This window comes from Nocardia sp. NPDC050712 (genome assembly GCF_040654295.1).
Classification (GTDB): domain Bacteria; phylum Actinomycetota; class Actinomycetes; order Mycobacteriales; family Mycobacteriaceae; genus Nocardia.
Map to the genome: position 1 here is coordinate 1,125,326 of NZ_JBFAHT010000003.1, position 15,159 is coordinate 1,140,484.

Annotated in this window: 13 protein-coding genes, 1 tRNA gene and 1 other RNA gene; 6 read left to right on the forward strand and 9 right to left on the reverse strand. The window is 68.6% G+C overall.

Annotated features, from left to right (window positions below):
* Positions 1–4: 4 nt before the first annotated feature.
* Positions 5–214: a DUF397 domain-containing protein gene (locus tag AB0H76_RS25600; RefSeq protein WP_357328787.1), complete on the forward strand. Its 210-nt coding sequence runs from the start codon at positions 5–7 to the stop codon at positions 212–214.
* 88 nt (positions 215–302) lie between these two features.
* On the opposite strand, the gene AB0H76_RS25605 is transcribed toward AB0H76_RS25600, so the two are convergent.
* Positions 303–1,952 (reverse strand): cytochrome bc complex cytochrome b subunit, encoded by a 1,650-nt coding sequence (locus AB0H76_RS25605; RefSeq protein ID WP_357328790.1) that lies wholly within the window; start codon positions 1,950–1,952, stop codon positions 303–305.
* Between the two features lie 153 nt (positions 1,953–2,105).
* Here AB0H76_RS25605 and AB0H76_RS25610 point away from each other — a divergent pair, with 153 nt between their 5' ends.
* A complete protein-coding gene (locus tag AB0H76_RS25610; RefSeq protein ID WP_357328793.1) occupies positions 2,106–3,473 on the forward strand; it encodes a wax ester/triacylglycerol synthase domain-containing protein in 1,368 nt (455 codons plus the stop codon).
* Between the two features lie 70 nt (positions 3,474–3,543).
* Here AB0H76_RS25610 and AB0H76_RS25615 read toward each other — a convergent pair whose 3' ends face one another.
* The 3 genes from AB0H76_RS25615 to AB0H76_RS25625 form a co-directional block, all read right to left on the reverse strand.
* Positions 3,544–4,818, reverse strand: coding sequence for an ROK family protein (locus AB0H76_RS25615; RefSeq protein WP_357328796.1), 1,275 nt, complete (start codon positions 4,816–4,818; stop codon positions 3,544–3,546).
* 386 nt (positions 4,819–5,204) lie between these two features.
* Positions 5,205–5,921 (reverse strand): hypothetical protein, encoded by a 717-nt coding sequence (locus AB0H76_RS25620; RefSeq protein WP_357328799.1) that lies wholly within the window; start codon positions 5,919–5,921, stop codon positions 5,205–5,207.
* A gap of 90 nt (positions 5,922–6,011) precedes the next feature.
* On the reverse strand, positions 6,012–6,593 hold the full coding sequence (locus tag AB0H76_RS25625) for an HhH-GPD-type base excision DNA repair protein (RefSeq protein ID WP_357328802.1): 582 nt from the start codon (positions 6,591–6,593) through the stop codon (positions 6,012–6,014).
* A 112-nt stretch (positions 6,594–6,705) separates the two neighbouring features.
* Between AB0H76_RS25625 and AB0H76_RS25630 the strand changes: the two genes are divergently transcribed.
* The gene (locus AB0H76_RS25630; RefSeq protein WP_357328805.1) at positions 6,706–7,548 is read left to right on the forward strand and encodes a methyltransferase domain-containing protein; all 843 of its coding nucleotides are present in this window, start codon (positions 6,706–6,708) and stop codon (positions 7,546–7,548) included.
* 43 nt (positions 7,549–7,591) lie between these two features.
* On the opposite strand, the gene AB0H76_RS25635 is transcribed toward AB0H76_RS25630, so the two are convergent.
* Positions 7,592–8,881, reverse strand: a complete 1,290-nt coding sequence (locus AB0H76_RS25635; protein WP_357328808.1) for an aminotransferase class I/II-fold pyridoxal phosphate-dependent enzyme — start codon at positions 8,879–8,881, stop codon at positions 7,592–7,594.
* Positions 8,882–9,053: 172 nt separating this feature from the next.
* An RNA gene (gene ffs / locus AB0H76_RS25640) (signal recognition particle sRNA small type) lies at positions 9,054–9,148 on the reverse strand.
* 119 nt (positions 9,149–9,267) lie between these two features.
* On the opposite strand from ffs, the gene AB0H76_RS25645 reads away from it, so the two are divergent.
* On the forward strand, positions 9,268–10,227 hold the full coding sequence (locus AB0H76_RS25645; protein WP_357328811.1) for a hypothetical protein: 960 nt from the start codon (positions 9,268–9,270) through the stop codon (positions 10,225–10,227).
* Between the two features lie 55 nt (positions 10,228–10,282).
* Positions 10,283–10,371, forward strand: a tRNA-Ser gene (locus tag AB0H76_RS25650).
* Between the two features lie 46 nt (positions 10,372–10,417).
* Here AB0H76_RS25650 and AB0H76_RS25655 read toward each other — a convergent pair.
* Complete coding sequence (locus AB0H76_RS25655) at positions 10,418–12,028, reverse strand: DUF2207 domain-containing protein (RefSeq protein ID WP_357328814.1); 1,611 nt, start codon at positions 12,026–12,028, stop codon at positions 10,418–10,420.
* Positions 12,029–12,262: 234 nt separating this feature from the next.
* Here AB0H76_RS25655 and AB0H76_RS25660 point away from each other — a divergent pair, with 234 nt between their 5' ends.
* On the forward strand, positions 12,263–13,195 hold the full coding sequence (locus tag AB0H76_RS25660; protein ID WP_357328817.1) for a neutral zinc metallopeptidase: 933 nt from the start codon (positions 12,263–12,265) through the stop codon (positions 13,193–13,195).
* 1 nt (position 13,196) lies between these two features.
* On the opposite strand, the gene AB0H76_RS25665 is transcribed toward AB0H76_RS25660, so the two are convergent.
* Together AB0H76_RS25665 and AB0H76_RS25670 are read right to left on the reverse strand one after the other, a co-directional pair.
* Positions 13,197–13,787, reverse strand: coding sequence for a dihydrofolate reductase family protein (locus AB0H76_RS25665; protein ID WP_357328819.1), 591 nt, complete (start codon positions 13,785–13,787; stop codon positions 13,197–13,199).
* A 98-nt stretch (positions 13,788–13,885) separates the two neighbouring features.
* Entirely contained in the window at positions 13,886–15,157 is a 1,272-nt protein-coding gene (locus AB0H76_RS25670; RefSeq protein ID WP_357328822.1) for an ammonium transporter, read from the reverse strand.
* Positions 15,158–15,159 lie beyond the last annotated feature (2 nt).

A 15,159-nucleotide genomic window follows, 5' to 3' on the forward strand; every position in this document is an offset into this window, starting at 1 on the left:
TGCCGTGAAGCTCGATTTGACGGGTGCCGTCTGGCACAAGAGTACATACAGTGGTCCCGACGGGAACTGCGTCGAAGTTGCGATCGTGGGTGGCGGCAACGTCGCAGTTCGGGACACCAAAGACAACGAATGTGGCCCGGTGTTGGCGTTCACCCCGGGCGAATGGGATGCGTTCCTCAGCGGCGTATCCGCTGGGGAATTCGGACAGGCCTGAAACCCAGGCAGCGCTCCGAAGAGTCAGCACGGGGCCCCGGGTCGGCACAGACTCGGGGCCTTGGTGTGCGGTTTTCGTAAGGCGTGAATCAGCTGTGCTCCGGTTCGCCGGCGTGGTGCCCGTTGTCTGCCGTCTGGTCCTGGACCCGGCGAAGCACCGCGAGCTGCTTGCGTTCTTCTTCATGGTCGAACGCCAGGTTGCGTTCGGACTCTTGCCAGGGGTCCGGCCTGAAGAAGCCGCCGGTACCCGGCTTGCCCGCCGCGCCCAGCTGATTCATCTTCTTCGGTACCGGCGCGCCCTGGTATTCCAGCGCGAGCGGGTGGCCGTGCTCGTCGACCGGGCCCAGTGGTTGATGGAGTTCGATGTACTCGCCGTGCGGCAGCCGCCGGACCACGCCGGTCTCGATACCGTGCTCGAGTACCGCCCGGTCACTGCGTTGCAGGCCGAGGCAGATCCGGTAGGCGAGGAAGTAGGCCAGCGGCGGCAGCAGCAGCACGCCGATGCGCCCGGCCCAGGTGGTCGCGTTCAGTGAGATGTCGAACTTGTAGGCGATGATGTCGTTCACGCAGGTCAGCGTCAGGACGATGTAGAAGGTGATGACCATGGCGCCGATCGCGGTGCGTACCGGTACATCGCGCGGGCGCTGCACCAGATTGTGGGTCGCCAGGTCCTTGGTGAGGCGTTTCTCGATCCAGGGATAGGCGATCAGCAGCGTGAAGACCAGGCCCATGATCATCGCGCCCCAGAACGGCCCGGGCACGGTGTGCCCGAAGATGTAGAGCTCCCACGGCGGGATGAGCCGCATCATGCCGTCGGTCCACATCATGTAGAAGTCCGGCTGGGTGCCCGCCGAGATCTGAGACGGGTTGTAGGGCCCCATGTTCCAGACCGGATTGATCTGCAGCAGCCCGCCCATGATCGCCACGGTGCCCAGCGTGAAGGCGAAGAACGCGCCCTGGTCCAGCGAGAACACCGGCACGATGCGGGCGCCGATGACGTTCTTCTCGCTGCGGCCCGGCCCCGGATACTGGGTGTGCTTCTGGTACCAGACCAGGGCGACGTGGGCCGCGATCAGCGCCAGCATGATGCCCGGGAAGAGCAGCACGTGCGCGATGAACAAGCGCGGAATGATGATGGTGCCCGGATAGTCGCCGCCGAACATCAGCCAGTGCAGCCAGGTGCCGATCACCGGCATGCCCAGCGTGATCGAGGAGAACGCGGCACGCAGGCCGGTGCCGGAGAGCAGATCGTCGGGCAGCGAGTAGCCGAAGTAGCCCTCGAACATCGCCAGGATCAGCAGCAGCGAGCCGATCACCCAGTTCGCCTCGCGCGGCTTGCGGAACGCGCCGGTGAAGAAGACGCGGAACAGGTGCACGATGATGGACGCCGCGAACAGCAGCGCCGACCAGTGATGGACCTGCCGGACGAACAGCCCGCCGCGCACCTCGAAGGACAGGTTCAGCGAGGTCTCGTAGGCGCGTGACATGGTGACGCCGCGTAGCGGCTGGTAGGCGCCGTCGTAGACGACCTCGGTCATCGAGGGGTCGAAGAACAGGGACAGGTAGATGCCCGAGATCAGCAGGATGATGAAGGTATAGAGCGCGATCTCGCCGAGCAGGAACGACCAGTGCGTCGGAAACACCTTGTTGATCGACCGTTTCAGGAACGCGGCCGCCTGGTATCGCTGATCCGCCTCGTCGGCTTGCGCACTCGCTTTGCGTGCTACCGGAATGGTCATGGCCTGCACCCCGCCCCTGGGTGTGTGGAATGGGTCTACTACAGACGGTAGCAGCGGCCGTGCCCGGAATCGATGGATTTGCGAAATCCGCTGTTCTTCAAGATCGTTCACGGTTTCCGGGCGGCCGGGTGAGCTGGGTGAACAGGTGCCGATATGGTCGATCGGGTGAAGCACCGGCGGCGCATGGCCGCGCAGGACGCCACCATGTACTGGCTGTCCGAGCGCACCCGCAACGATCTCTTTCTGCTGTACGGCTTCACCGATACCGGCGTGCCGGCGGCCGACCTGCGCGCGCACGTCGAACGGCGCAGCGCGGCGATTCCGGATCTGCGGGTCCGGCTCCGGACGGTACCGCGCGACCTGGACTACCCGTCCTGGGAACCGTGCGGATTCTCCGCCGGGCAGATCATCGAACACGAACTGCCGCAGGCGGATTGGGCTCATCTGCAAGCGGCGCTGGGGGAGTTGCTCGGCACCGGCGTCGACGCCACGCACCGGCCGTGGCGGCTGCATGTCTTCCGCGGTGTCGCGGCCGTGCCCGGTGGTGCCGAGCCTGCCACCGTGGTGGTGCTACAGCTCTCGCATGCGCTGGCGGACGGTAAACGCGCCACGGCCATCGCGCGCTCGCTGTTCGGTCCGGAGGAACCCGCGGGGCCGGTGCGTCACGCTGCGCCGGAATTGCCGGACGCGCTCCGGATCATGATGGGGGCGTTGCGAATTCCGGTCCAGATCGCGGCGACGATGGCGCGTGGCTATCAAGCTTTTCGCGCACAGCGGGCCTTGGCCGAGCTCACCGATTCCGGCCGACTACCGGCACCCGGGCCGAGCTATGCGCCGAGCCTGGTGAATCGGCAAGACGGGGCGGCGGATCCGACGCATCAGGCCCGAATGCTGGTGCGGAACAGCGGCGAACTGAGCATTCCGGGACGAACCGTCACCGTGGTAGTACTGACCGCCGTATCGGTCGCGCTTCCCGACTATCTGAAATCCCTGGGGATGCCTGTGGAGCAATCGGGCGCCCAGGTGCCGATGGCGCTGCCGGGAAAAACACTGTCGCACAACAACTACCGGAGCCTCGGCGTGGATCTGCACCTCGACGAACCCGACCTGCGCCGCCGCGCGGAAAAGATCGGCGCGGCGCTGGCCGATCGCCGAATCCGGGGTGCGCATCCGCTGTTGTCGGTCCAGGATCGGGTCACCGCCGTCACACCCGCGATCTTCCTGCGCCGCGATATCGACCGCTTCCAGCTCGACACCGTCCCCGACGCCATCGCCGGTCACACCGTCGTCTCCAGCGTGCACCGCGGCCCCGCCGACCTGTTCTTCGGCGGTCCGGTCCGATTCACCGGCGGGTTTCCGGCCATCGGCTCGGTCATGCATCTCACGCACGGCGTGCACGGCCTCGGCGGCACCGTCACGATCTCGGTGCACGCCGATCCGGCGGCGGTGCCGGATATCGAGGTCTACCTGGAGTTTCTCGACACGGCACTGCGTGAGGTCCGGGCCGCCCACGACGCCTGAGTGCCGACCGGCAGGCGGACGGCCGGGAGCGGATGCTCCACAGCGCGATCCGCCGCCGGGCGCGAACCGCTCAGTCGGTGAGACCGATGCGCCGGGCGGCGGCGATCGGGTCGGCGTAGATGGCGCTCAACGAGGTGGCGACCGCGGCGAATTCCTGCACCTTGCCACCGAACCCGCTGATCCGGATGTCGGTGGGCGGCAGGCTGCTGCTCTGCCGGAAGGCACTCGCCACATGGGTGACGCCGGGACGGTAGCCGGTGAAGGCCTGGCCGCCCAGGATGACGCGATCCGGGTTGAACATGTCGCGAACCAGGGCGACGGTGTCGCCGAGGATCGTGGCGCGTTCCCGCAGCAGCTCCTGCGCCGGGGCGGACCCGGCCTCGGCGGTGCGGTACAGGTCGGCGATCGTGGTGCCCGCGGTGCCGTTGTGCGCCGGGATGATGCCGAGCCCGACCGCCCGCGCGTGCAGCGAGCGGTCACCCACGGTGACCTCCAAGCAACCGCGCCGGCCGCAGGTGCACTGCACCTGGGAGCCGGTCGGCAAGTGCGCGATCGAGCCCGGCCCGCTGCTGGGGGTGTGCACGCGACCGTCCAGAGTCACGGCGATACCGGCCATTTCGCGGACGTAGAAGTAGAGGCTGCTGCCGCGTTCCTGACCGGTGCGCGGCTCCGGGGTGGGGAGCAGCAGTTCCGCGGCGGCCATCGCCTCCACGTGCGGCGCCACCGACACGGGCAGCTCCAGCACGTCACCGAGGATGGCGCCGAGCGCGGCGCCCTGCCAGCCGAGTTTCGGGTGGTCGACCAGGCCGGTGGCCGGATCGACGCGGCCACCGATGGCGGCGCCGGCCCAGAGTGGTTTTCGCCGGTGCCACCGCTGCAGGAAGGCCTTCGCGCTGCGCGCCACGGTGGTGGTGGCGAAGTCCTGGCCGGTCTGCGGCGTCGCGATGGCCAGGCCGCCGAGAATACGGCCGCGCAGGTCGGCGACCACGATCTTGGTCGCGGCGGCGCCGATGTGGATGCCGAGGGTCAGGTAGGAGTCGTTGTCGATCTCGAACGGCACCCGGGGCCGGCCCACCGCACCCGAGGTGGCCAGGTCGGGGCGCTCGCGCAGCAGGCCGGCGGCCAGCAGCGAGGAGACCTGGCGGTTCACCGTCGCGATGCTGGAACCCGTTGAGCGGGCGGCGTTGTCACGCGAGACGGGGCCGCTGGTGGCGGCGCGCAGCACGGCCGCGGCCGGGTTGTCGGCAATCCGGAACTCCGGGGCGACGACGGGACGCTGAACGCGAGTACGAGCGGTGGTGGCAACCCGGGCGGAACCGGGGCGCTCGAGGGTGGTGAGAGCCATGAGATGAATCCAAGCTTCGAGTCCCGGCCGAGGGCGGGGACATGTCTACGGGGTCGGCGACGGGCGGCCGGTTCGGAAAGAACTCAGCCGCGACAGCGGGAACAACACAGTTCCCGCGTCAAAGGCAGCCGCAACCCCAGCGCGGCAGTCACATAGGTGACCCGCAACGCGGTGGAGGGACTGGTAGACACCTAACGAAGTTAACATCGAACCGGACCTCCGACCAAGCCCCGTTCTTCGGAGGTGCCATACGCCACAGTTATCAACGCAGGTCAACGCTCCGGAATTCGTGAAGTCCAGCGATTCCGGAGCGGCGTCGGCCGTCCGCGCGCAGACAAAAGCCCCGCCCAGCGAAAGCTGCTGGGCGGGGCTGTAGGTCGTGCGAGTTACTTGGCCGGCGCCGGAGCGTTGAACGGCTGGTTGATGGTGGTGAAGTACTGGATCGCCGCGCCGATCGCGAAGGGCGCGGTGATGAAGATCTGACCCAGGACCGTGCCGACCGCGCCCACGAGCGCGATGCCGCCGATGCAACCGGCGATGGCCGCCGGAACGAAGGGACCGAACAGGCCGACGATGGTGCCCAGCGCGACGGTGGTGCCCAGGATGCCGCCCAGGACGCAGCCGATGGCCGCGCCGCCGAGGCCGCCGACCAGGGTGCCGACCGCGGCACCCAGCGAGATGGTCGAGGTCAGACGCGACCAGGCGGCCTGCTCACGCTCGTACTCGTTCTTCCAGGGGGCCTTGTCCTCGTAGGGCAGCGCGACCGGCTTGTAGACGGCCTTGCTGACATCGAGCTGCGGGGTCAGGGTCGCCGTGCGGCCGTTGATGTCCGCGGCGATGGGCAGTTCGAAGTCGTCGAGCTGGAACTTCAGGGGGGTACCGGCGACGGTGGTGCCGTCGGCGGCCTTGATCTTCAGCGCCTCGTCCTCGACCACGATCGAGCCCGCGTCGATGTTGATGATGGACTGGGTTTCGGTGGCTTGCGCCGAGAAGTTGATCGCCTCGGCTTCGGGGGCGGCGGGCGCGGCGCCGGAAGTGCCGGCGGCAATTCCGGTCGCAACCGTCACCAATGCGGCCACGACGGCCAGCTTCCTGATCCTCATGTACAGCTATCCCTCATCTAAGTGGTACTTGTCGAGGGTCAGCTTCAACGAGCAAACTACTGGTGACCAGGGAAAAACGCAGGACGATTCTTACTTACCGGCGGCTTTGGCGGCGGCTTTCGCCTCCTTCTTGAAGGCCCGCACCTCGAGCAGCGACTCCTGATCGACGATGTCGGCGGCCGAGCGCCGCGAGTTCGTTTCCGAGTACGCGCCGGCCGCCTTCTCCCAGCCCGCGGGCCGCACACCGAGCTGTTTGCCCAGCAGCGCCAAGAAGATTCGGGCCTTCTGATCCCCGTAGCCGGGCAGCTCCTTGAGCCGGCGCAGCACCTCTTTGCCGTCGGGATCGCCCGCGGTCCAGATCGCGGCGGTGTCGCCGTCGTAGTGCTCGAGGACGTAGCGGGCCAGTTCCAGGGTGCGGCGGGCCATCGAGCGGCCGTAGCGATGAATGGCCGGCGGCGTCGAGCAGAGCTCCTCGAAGGCGGCCTGATCCGCGGCGGCGATCTTGTGGATGTCGAAGCCGTCCATCCGGTCGGCGATCTTCTTCGGCCCGCGGAAGGCGTGCTCGAGCGGGTACTGCTGATCCAGCAGCATGCCGGTGAGCAGCGCGAAAGGGTCCGCGGAGAGCAGTCGATCCGCCTCCGGTTCCTGAGCGAGACACAACGAGACGGTCACCGTCATTCCTTTCCTGCGGGCAGATTGGTCAACTCTCGGCATCGATCATCCCACTCTCGCCCGTGCGATCATCCGAGTGCGCTACGTCACAGCTGGGCGTATGCTCCCGGCCATGCCTCAGACGACGGCCTCATCCTCGGACCGGCTCAGCGATACCTACGCGCCGCGTCCGGATCGTTTCGACCGCGCCGGCCAGGACCAACTGGTCGACGTGCGTGACCTGCAAGCGGCGCTGCCCGGCATCCACCGGCTGCGCGACTGGGCGCACGACGCCCTGGCCCTGCACCCCGGCGAGCGCGCGGTGGACATCGGCTCCGGCACCGGATCCGAAGTGCTGGCCTTCGCCGACGCGGTCGGGCCGACCGGCACCGCGGTCGGGGTCGAACCCGACCCGCACCTGCTCGCTTCCGCCGAACGCCGCGCCAAGGACACCGGTTCGCACGCCAAGTTCCACTCCGGCGACGCCTACGGCCTGCCGTTCGGCGCGGACAGCTTCGACGCCGCCCTGTGCGAGCGGGTGTTCCAGCATCTGACCGCGCCCGCCCGCGCCGCCGCCGAGCTGGCCCGGGTGCTGCGGCCCGGCGGCCGCGCCGTGGTGGTCGACGTCGACTGGGGCACCGCGATCGTGCACCCGGGCGACCGGTCGGTGGTGCGCGAGGTCGTCGACACGCTGATCTCGGCGACCACCAACCCGTTCTCCGGGCGCCGCCTGCCCGGCCTGCTCACCAGCGCGGGGCTGGTCATCGACGAGATCGGTTCGCACGCCCTGATTCAGGACCGCACCCTCGGCGCCGGCTCGCTGGTGCACCGGATCTCGGCGATGGCGGTGGCGCGCGGCTCGATCAGCGAGGCGCAGCGCGACGAGCTGCTCGCCGAACTGGAGCGCGGGGCCGCCAACGGCGACATCCACCTGTCGGTCACCATGTTCGCGGTACAGGCGCACAAGCCGGAATAGCCGAAAACGGCGGGCGCCCAAGGGCACCCGCCGTTTCCCGGTCTTACTGGACCAGCAGTTTCTCGGTCGCGGCCAGCAGTACGCAGGTCGCCAGCCCGTCCATCGCCTGCTCCAGCGCCGGCGCCTTCGGGAAGCTTGGCGCGATGCGAATGTTCTTGTCCTCCGGGTCATTCCGGTAGGGGAAGGCCGAGCCCGCGGCGGTCAGCGCGATACCCGCGTCCTTGGCCAGCGAGATCACCCGGGACGCGGTGCCCTCGAGCACGTCCAGGCTGATGAAGTAGCCGCCCTTCGGCTCGGTCCAGGACGCCACCTTCGACGCGCCCAGCCGGTCCTCGAGGATCTTCAGCACCAGGGCGAACTTCGGCTCCAGGATCTCCCGGTGCTTCTGCATGTGGGCGCGCACGCCCGCGGCATCGCTGAAGAAGCGCAGGTGGCGCAGCTGGTTGAGCTTGTCCGGGCCGATGGTCTTCTTCCCGGCGTGCGACAGGTACCACTCCAGGTTCGGCGTCGAGGCGCCGAGGAAGCTGACACCCGCGCCCGCGAAGGTGATCTTCGAGGTGGAGGCGAACACGATCGGCCGGTTCGGGTTGCCGACCGAGGCGGCCAGGCCGAGCACGTCGATCACCGGTTCCGCGGTGTCGGTGAGCGGGTGCACCGCGTAGGCGTTGTCCCAGAGCATCCGGAAGTCCGGCGCCGCCGTCGGCATCGAAACCAGTTCCCGCACAATATCTTCGGAGTGCGTGTGGCCGGTCGGGTTGGAGTAGTTCGGTACCGCCCACAGGCCCTTGATCTGCGGGTCGTGCGCCACGAGTTCGGCGATGGCGCGCGTGTCGGGGCCGTCGGGGCTCATCGGGATCGGGATCATCTCGAAGCCGAGAGCCTCGGTGATGGCGAAATGCCGGTCGTAACCCGGGGTCGGACAGAGCCACTTGATGGTCTCCTCCGCGGCCCAGCGGCGTTCGGAATCGTTGGTGCCGTACAGCATCGCGAACGCGAGGGTGTCGTGCATGAGCTCGAGGCTGGCGTTGTTGCCGGCCAGCAGGTTCTCGACCGGGATGCCGAGCAGTTCGCCGAAGATGGCGCGCAGCTCCGGCAGCCCGTGCAGGCCGCCGTAGTTACGGCAGTCGGTGCCGCTGCCGTCCCGGTAGTCGCCCGAGCCGGGCAGCGAGAGCAGGCCTTCGGAGAGGTCGAGTTGTTCCGGCGACGGTTTTCCGCGGGTCAGGTCCAGCGTGAGCTTCTCGGTCTTGAGCTTCGCGTAGTTCGCGGTCTGGGTCTCGTGTTCGGACACGAGCTCCTCGTGGCTCATCAAACCGATCTGCGTTTGCCGGGGCATCCTGTGCAGCCTTTCGAAGCAGCGGGGGTGTGGTTGGCGATCCTGGCCGTCAGGCGGACCGCGGTTCACCGTACCCGGGTGTTGCTCCGAAGTGGAGGGGATTGTTCAGGGCCGGAATGGGATCCGCCCGGACGTTTCACGGGGGAGATTGGCACGGCCGAGCGCTCAACATTTAAGGGGACCCCGCGCACCCGGCAGAGCCCGTTGACCCTTGCTGCCTTCCGGCCCTGGGGGAGTTCACAGGATGCGCGCCGCGCGGGATCCGTTGACGAGTGTAGCCGATGATCGCCGGGCTTTAACCGCTGCCCTGAATTCGGACATAGTGGCTACGATCGGTGCGCAACATCGGAGGGGCTTTCCCGAAGAAACACGAGGGGATCGGTCGCGTGACTGAGAAGAATCCACCCAACGGCGATTCGGCACCGGAGGGTGCGAGCCAGGCCGACCCGACCGCGCACTGGTGGGAACAGCCGACAGCGGCCGCGCAGGCACCCGATCCGGCGCGCTCGGAGCCGACCATGATCGGCGGCCCCACAACGCCTTTCGCGGGTTACGACCAGTACACGCCGCCCCCGCAGCAGCAGCAGTACGCCCCGCCGCCGCAGCAGCAGCCCTACGTGCCGCAGCCGCCGCCGTACGTGCCGCAGCAGAACTTCGCCCCGCGGCCGCCGTATCAGCGGCCCAAGTCCAGCAAGGCGCCGTGGTTCATCGCCGGCGGTATCGCGCTCGTGCTGGTGCTCGGCCTGTTCGCGGGCTGCGTCGCGCTGATCAACTCCGCCTCGGACAGCCTGGACAGCGGCGGCGGCAACGCCGAGGGCAAGTACGCGATGGACAAGATCACCAATGCCTGCAGCCTGATCGACACCACGTCGGTGACCAAGTGGGCCAAGACGCCCTCGGGTGACCCGGAGCACACCGAGACCCAGCCCAAGAGCTACACCGGCGGCGAGCTGAAATGCCGGGCGCGCTACAAGGAATCGAGCCCGAGCAGCAAGTACCACACCAACACCGCCGACATCGCCCTCGAGGTCTCCTTCCTCGGCGACAGCTCCTTCGCCAAGCACGACTACGACAACTGGAAGGACTACGACACCGGCACCACCGGCACCGGCCGCTCCTCCGGTGACGTGACCGGCATCGGCGAGAAGGGCTACTGGCATTCCGAGGTCCGCGACTACTCCAGCTCGGCGGTGACCGAGTACACGGTCGCGGTGCAGGACAGCAATATCTCGATCAAGGTCGAGATCTCCATCGACCGCGCCGACGGCGACTCCTTCAACAAGGAGGAGGTCGCCCAGGTGGCCAAGGATCAGGTCCGCAAAGCCCTCGCCGGGCTCAAGAAGTAGGCCCCTGACAGGGGCATTTGGTACTGACCCGTGTCCACCCGGTATGCTGCTCCACGGAGGATTCGCCTAGTGGCCTATGGCGCTCGCCTGGAACGCGGGTTGGGTTAACAGCCCTCAGGGGTTCAAATCCCCTATCCTCCGCCACGAAAGGGCCCCGATCAGCTGATCGGGGCCCTTTCCGCGTCTTCGGTCAGTGGCTGCCTTGCTTGCCGAACAGGCTCTCCATGGCGGTGATGAAGTAGGGGAAGTGGCCCGCGAAGCGGAGCAGGTCCCGGTCGTTGTCGAAGCCGCCGAACCAGTAGATGCCGGGCTGGGAGTCGGCGGCCGGGTTGAGGTCGCGGAAGGTGCGCACCCAGTTGTCCGCGCGCCCGGACACGACGGCGAAGGGCAGCGCCCGGGAGAAGACGGTCTCCTGATCGGCGGGCGGAATCTGTTCCGGGCGAACGGTATCCAGCCCGCGCTGCAGCGCCCGCACCTGCCCGGCCAGCTCCCGGCCCAGCGCGGTGCGCGCGGGCAGGTACTTGGGCAGCAGCACGGTGGCCACGCCCGCGAGCAGGATCGCCACGCCGACCAGCGCGTGCCCGGCGGTGAACGCGAGCGCCAGCGTGGTGACGACGCCCGCCGCGATCAGGGCGCCGCCGAGCCAAGTGGCCAGTCCGGGGCGGGAGCGGTCGACCAGGGCGTCGCGGGCGACGGCGTCGGCGATGATGGCCTTGCCGATCGCCGCGGCCGGGATCCGGCCCGGCGCCCGCAGCTCGCTCACCCGCACCGATTCCGTGCCCGTCGGCAAAAGTGCGGTGTAGACGGCCTTTTCGTAGTCGCGCAGCTGATCGTCGGGGGTGTTCACCGGGGTGATCTGCCAGTCCTCGGCGCCGACCGGGGCGATCCAGAGGTAGCGGCGCACCGCGAGATCGACCACGGTGGCGGCGATGTCGATCGGGTCGGCGTACTCGTCGACCACCAGGCCCGCCTCGCCGGGCAGCAGACCGCCGGGGGAGACGAACTGCACCAGCCCGTCCTCCCGGCGCAGCGGCTCCACGACCTCCGAACCGGCGGTGGCACGGGCATTCTCCCGGCGGGCCCGGGTGGCGAAGGCGGCGAGCCCGGCCAGCGCCAGCAGCAGCGCGCCGAAGGCCAGCAGCACCGGCTTGGTGACCGCGAACGGGTTCGCCGGCTCGGCGACCGTGGCCACGGTGTCCGGCGGCATCCGCAAGGTCAGGTCGATCGCGTCACCCTTGCGCAGGTCGGTCTGCTCCAGGAACAGCACGCCGTCGGCCTCGACACGCACGTCGGCGCACGGCCGGGTGTTGCCGGGCGGACCGAGTTTGCAGTCCACGATGGCCATTTCGAAGCTCGGGCTGATCAGGGAGACGCTGATCGAGGCGATGTCGTTGTTCACCACGCCGAGCCAGCGGAACTCCTGCGCACCCGGTGCGTCGGAGACCATGTTGTGGATCGCGTACCCGAACTTCGACTCGCCCGGGTCGGCGTCGACAGTGAACTGATCGTTCGCGATTTTCGTGGTGCCCGCGCCGGTGGCCGTGATGTCGGTGATCTCGAAGGTCCGCACCACGTCGTCCTTCAGCTGCAAGCGCAGCGGCAGCGTCATGGTGAAATCGCCGCCGGGCGGCACCGTGATGGTCTCCTCGACCCGCAGCACACCGTCCCGGGTCAGCGTCAGGTCGGCGACGATGGTCGCACCGGGCCCGGCGGGTTGACCGAAGGCCGGCGGTGCGGCGGCGATCATCCCCAGGCCGGCGAGCGCGAGCGCCCCGGCTCGGAGCCCCCGAAATGTCAGCATGAACGCCCACTTTAGACAGGTTGCTATTCTGCGTCAGCGGAGCGTGACGACGAAACTGAGACGAGGGGGTACGGGGGAGTGAATCAGCCGCCGTACGGGCAGGGCCCGATTCCACCTGGTGGGCAACGTTTTCCGGCGCCCGGATACCGTCCGCAGCCGCCCGGCTACGGCAATCCGCCCGGTCACGGCTACCGTCCGCCCCCCGGATACGGTCCACCGCAGGGTTTTCCCGCGGTGCGACCGCATCAGCAGCCGCCCGCCCGCCGTCCACCGATTCCGCCGCCGCTGCCCTACGGCCCCTCCGGCGGCGCCCCGCGACCGCCGCGCAAACAGCGCGGCGGTGGCGTGCTGGCCCTGCTGCTCGCCGTAATCGTGCTGGTGACAGGCGGTTTGGTGCTGGTGGCGGTGCGCAGCGGTGACGGCGCCGATCCGGTGGTGGCCGCCGACGCGAACCCCGGCACCGCCGGGGACAACCCCCTGCTCACCGACCAGGACGCCACCCTGCTGCCCGCCAAGTGCGCGTACACGCAGTGGAGCACCGACGTCGACACCGCCCGCGCCTTCTTCGAAACCGCGGCCGACTGCCTGCACGACGCCTGGCAGCCGCTGCTGGCCAAGCAGAGCGTCACGCTGGAGGCGCCGACCCTGAACGTCAGCGCCAGCACCGAGGGCATCACCACCCCGTGCACCGGCGCGACCAGCAGCTTCGCCGCCTTCTACTGCCCGGCGAACAAGACCATCTACATGCCGATCAGCCAGTTGCAGACCGAGATCTTCAAGAACAACTGGGTGGTCTACCTGTCGGTGTTCGCGCACGAGTACGGCCACCACGTGCAAGCCACCTCCGGCATCCTGCGCCGCGCCAACGCCGAACGCGTCGACGCGGGCGTCCGCAGCGCCCGCGGCCTGGAACTGTCCCGGCGGGTCGAACTGCAGGCCCAGTGCTTCAACGGCATGTACCTGGGGTCCTCCAACGAGGGCGGCGCCCTGTCCAGCAATCAGATGAACGTGGCCCAGCGCGACGCCAACGGTCGCGGCGACGGCCCCACCGACGCCCGCGACCACGGCACCGCCGAGAACAGCGGCGACTGGTTCGAACTCGGCGTCGACAAGAACCGCACCGCCCAGTGCAACACCTTCACCGCACCGGCCGAGTCCGTCAGCTAGGTCAGCGAACGCGGTCGTAGACCGTGGCGATTTCGCCCAGCTCGCCCGTCTCCTGCCGGGTGAGGGCCCAGGCCGTGCCGGGCAGGCCGTCCTCGAACAGGCGCGCGCCGCCGCCCGCGATCTCCGGGCAGATCAGCAGGTAGAGCCGGTCGAGCAGGTCGGCGGCGAGCAACGCCTGGATGACGCTCGCACTGCTGTTGACGAGGATCTCGCCGGCGCCGGTGGCCTTCAGTTCGGTGATGACGTCCGCGGTGGGCGCGTTCGCGAGCCGGGTGCGTTCCCAGGGCGCTTCGGTCAATGTGCTGGACAGCACCACCTTTTCGGTATCGACCAGCCACTTCGCGTAGCTGCGGTCGCGCGGGTCGGCGTTCTCGTCGGCCGCGACCGTGGGCCAGAAGCCCAGGAAGCCTTCGGCGTTGCGCCGGCCGAGTACCGCTGTCGTCGCGTTCTCGTGGATCCGGGTGAGGTGATTCCGGGCGGTCTCGGTGGTCGCGTAGCGGACGATCGCCCCGGCGTCGGCCGGTCCGCCGGGGCCGCTGTAGCGGCCGTCGAGGGTGAGGGCGATGTTCGCGGACACAATGCGTGTGGTCATGACTGTGCTTCCTTTTCCATGGTGTGTGCCGTTGCGGCGCTGCCGAAACGACGAACGCCCAGCACCGGGCGGGGGCTGGGCGTTCGGTGTGCTTCGAGTCAGTGTGTGTTGCCGAAGACGCTCTTGTTGGACGTATGTCCGTGCACGCCCTCGGCGTACGCGGTCTCCGCGTGCAGGGCGAAGTCGATGCCCGAGGTCTCGTCCTCCTTGGTGATGCGGAAGCCGATCGTCTTGTCGATGAGCTTGCCCAGGACGAAGCTGACGGTGAAGGCGAAGGCCGCGACCGCGAGCACGCCGACCAGCTGCTTGCCGAGCTGGGCCAGGCCGCCGCCGTAGAACAGGCCGTCCACGCCACCGGTCATGACCTGGTTGGCGAGCAGGCCGATCAGGAGGGTGCCGACCACACCGCCGACGAAGTGCACGCCGACCACGTCGAGCGAATCGTCATAGCCCGCCTTGAACTTCCAGCCCACCGCGAACGAACACGCGATACCGGCGATCAAGCCGACAGCGATCGCGCCCAGGGTGTTCACCGAACCGCAGGAGGGGGTGATCGCGACCAGACCGGCCACCACACCCGAGGCCGCGCCGAAGGTGGTCGGGCGGCCGTCGCGGATCTGCTCCACCGCGAGCCAGCCGAGCATGCCCAGACAACCCGCGACCAGCGTGTTCAGGAAAACCGCCGCCGCGGTGCCGTTGGCCGACAGCGCCGAGCCCGCGTTGAACCCGAACCAGCCGAACCACAGCAGGCCCGCGCCCAGCAGCACGAAGGGCAGATTGTGCGGGCGCATCGCGTCGACCTTGAAGCCGATGCGTGGGCCGAGCACGATGGCCAGCGCCAGCGCCGAAGCGCCGGAAGCGATCTCGACGACCAGGCCGCCCGCGTAGTCGAGCGCGCCGAAGTTCAGCAGCCAGCCGTCCGGACCCCACACCCAGTGCGCGATCGGCACGTACACCGCCAGCGTCCACAGCGGCACGAACACCATCCAGCCGGCGAACTTGGCCCGATCCGCGATCGCGCCGCTGACCAGGGCCGCGGTCAGGATCGCGAAGGTCAGCTGGAAGGTGACGAACAGCAGCTCCGGCACCGTCCCCTTCACGGTGTTCGGGTCGATGCCCGCCAGCGCGAAGTGCTCCAGGTTGCCGATCAGGCCGCCGCCGGCGTCCTCACCGAAGGCCAGGGTGTAGCCGGCCAGCAGCCAGACCACCGTCACCAGCGGAATCGCGATGAAGCTCATCATGAGCATGTTGAGTACGCCGGTGGAGCGCACCATTCCGCCATAGAAGATGGCCAGGGCGGGCGTCATCAGCAACACCAGGGCGGTGCTGATGAGCAGCCACGCGGTGGCAGCTGGATCGATTGCGGACACGG

Bases quoted from the DNA above. Each gene is read 5' to 3' on its own strand.
- AB0H76_RS25605 (WP_357328790.1), bottom strand. From the start codon at position 1,952: ATGACCATTCCGGTAGCACGCAAAGCGAGTGCGCAAGCCGACGAGGCG.
- AB0H76_RS25610 (WP_357328793.1), top strand. From the start codon at position 2,106: ATGGTCGATCGGGTGAAGCACCGGCGGCGCATGGCCGCGCAGGACGCC.
- AB0H76_RS25615 (WP_357328796.1), bottom strand. From the start codon at position 4,818: ATGGCTCTCACCACCCTCGAGCGCCCCGGTTCCGCCCGGGTTGCCACC.
- AB0H76_RS25620 (WP_357328799.1), bottom strand. From the start codon at position 5,921: ATGAGGATCAGGAAGCTGGCCGTCGTGGCCGCATTGGTGACGGTTGCG.
- AB0H76_RS25630 (WP_357328805.1), top strand. From the start codon at position 6,706: ATGCCTCAGACGACGGCCTCATCCTCGGACCGGCTCAGCGATACCTAC.
- AB0H76_RS25635 (WP_357328808.1), bottom strand. From the start codon at position 8,881: ATGCCCCGGCAAACGCAGATCGGTTTGATGAGCCACGAGGAGCTCGTG.
- AB0H76_RS25655 (WP_357328814.1), bottom strand. From the start codon at position 12,028: ATGCTGACATTTCGGGGGCTCCGAGCCGGGGCGCTCGCGCTCGCCGGC.
- AB0H76_RS25665 (WP_357328819.1), bottom strand. From the start codon at position 13,787: ATGACCACACGCATTGTGTCCGCGAACATCGCCCTCACCCTCGACGGC.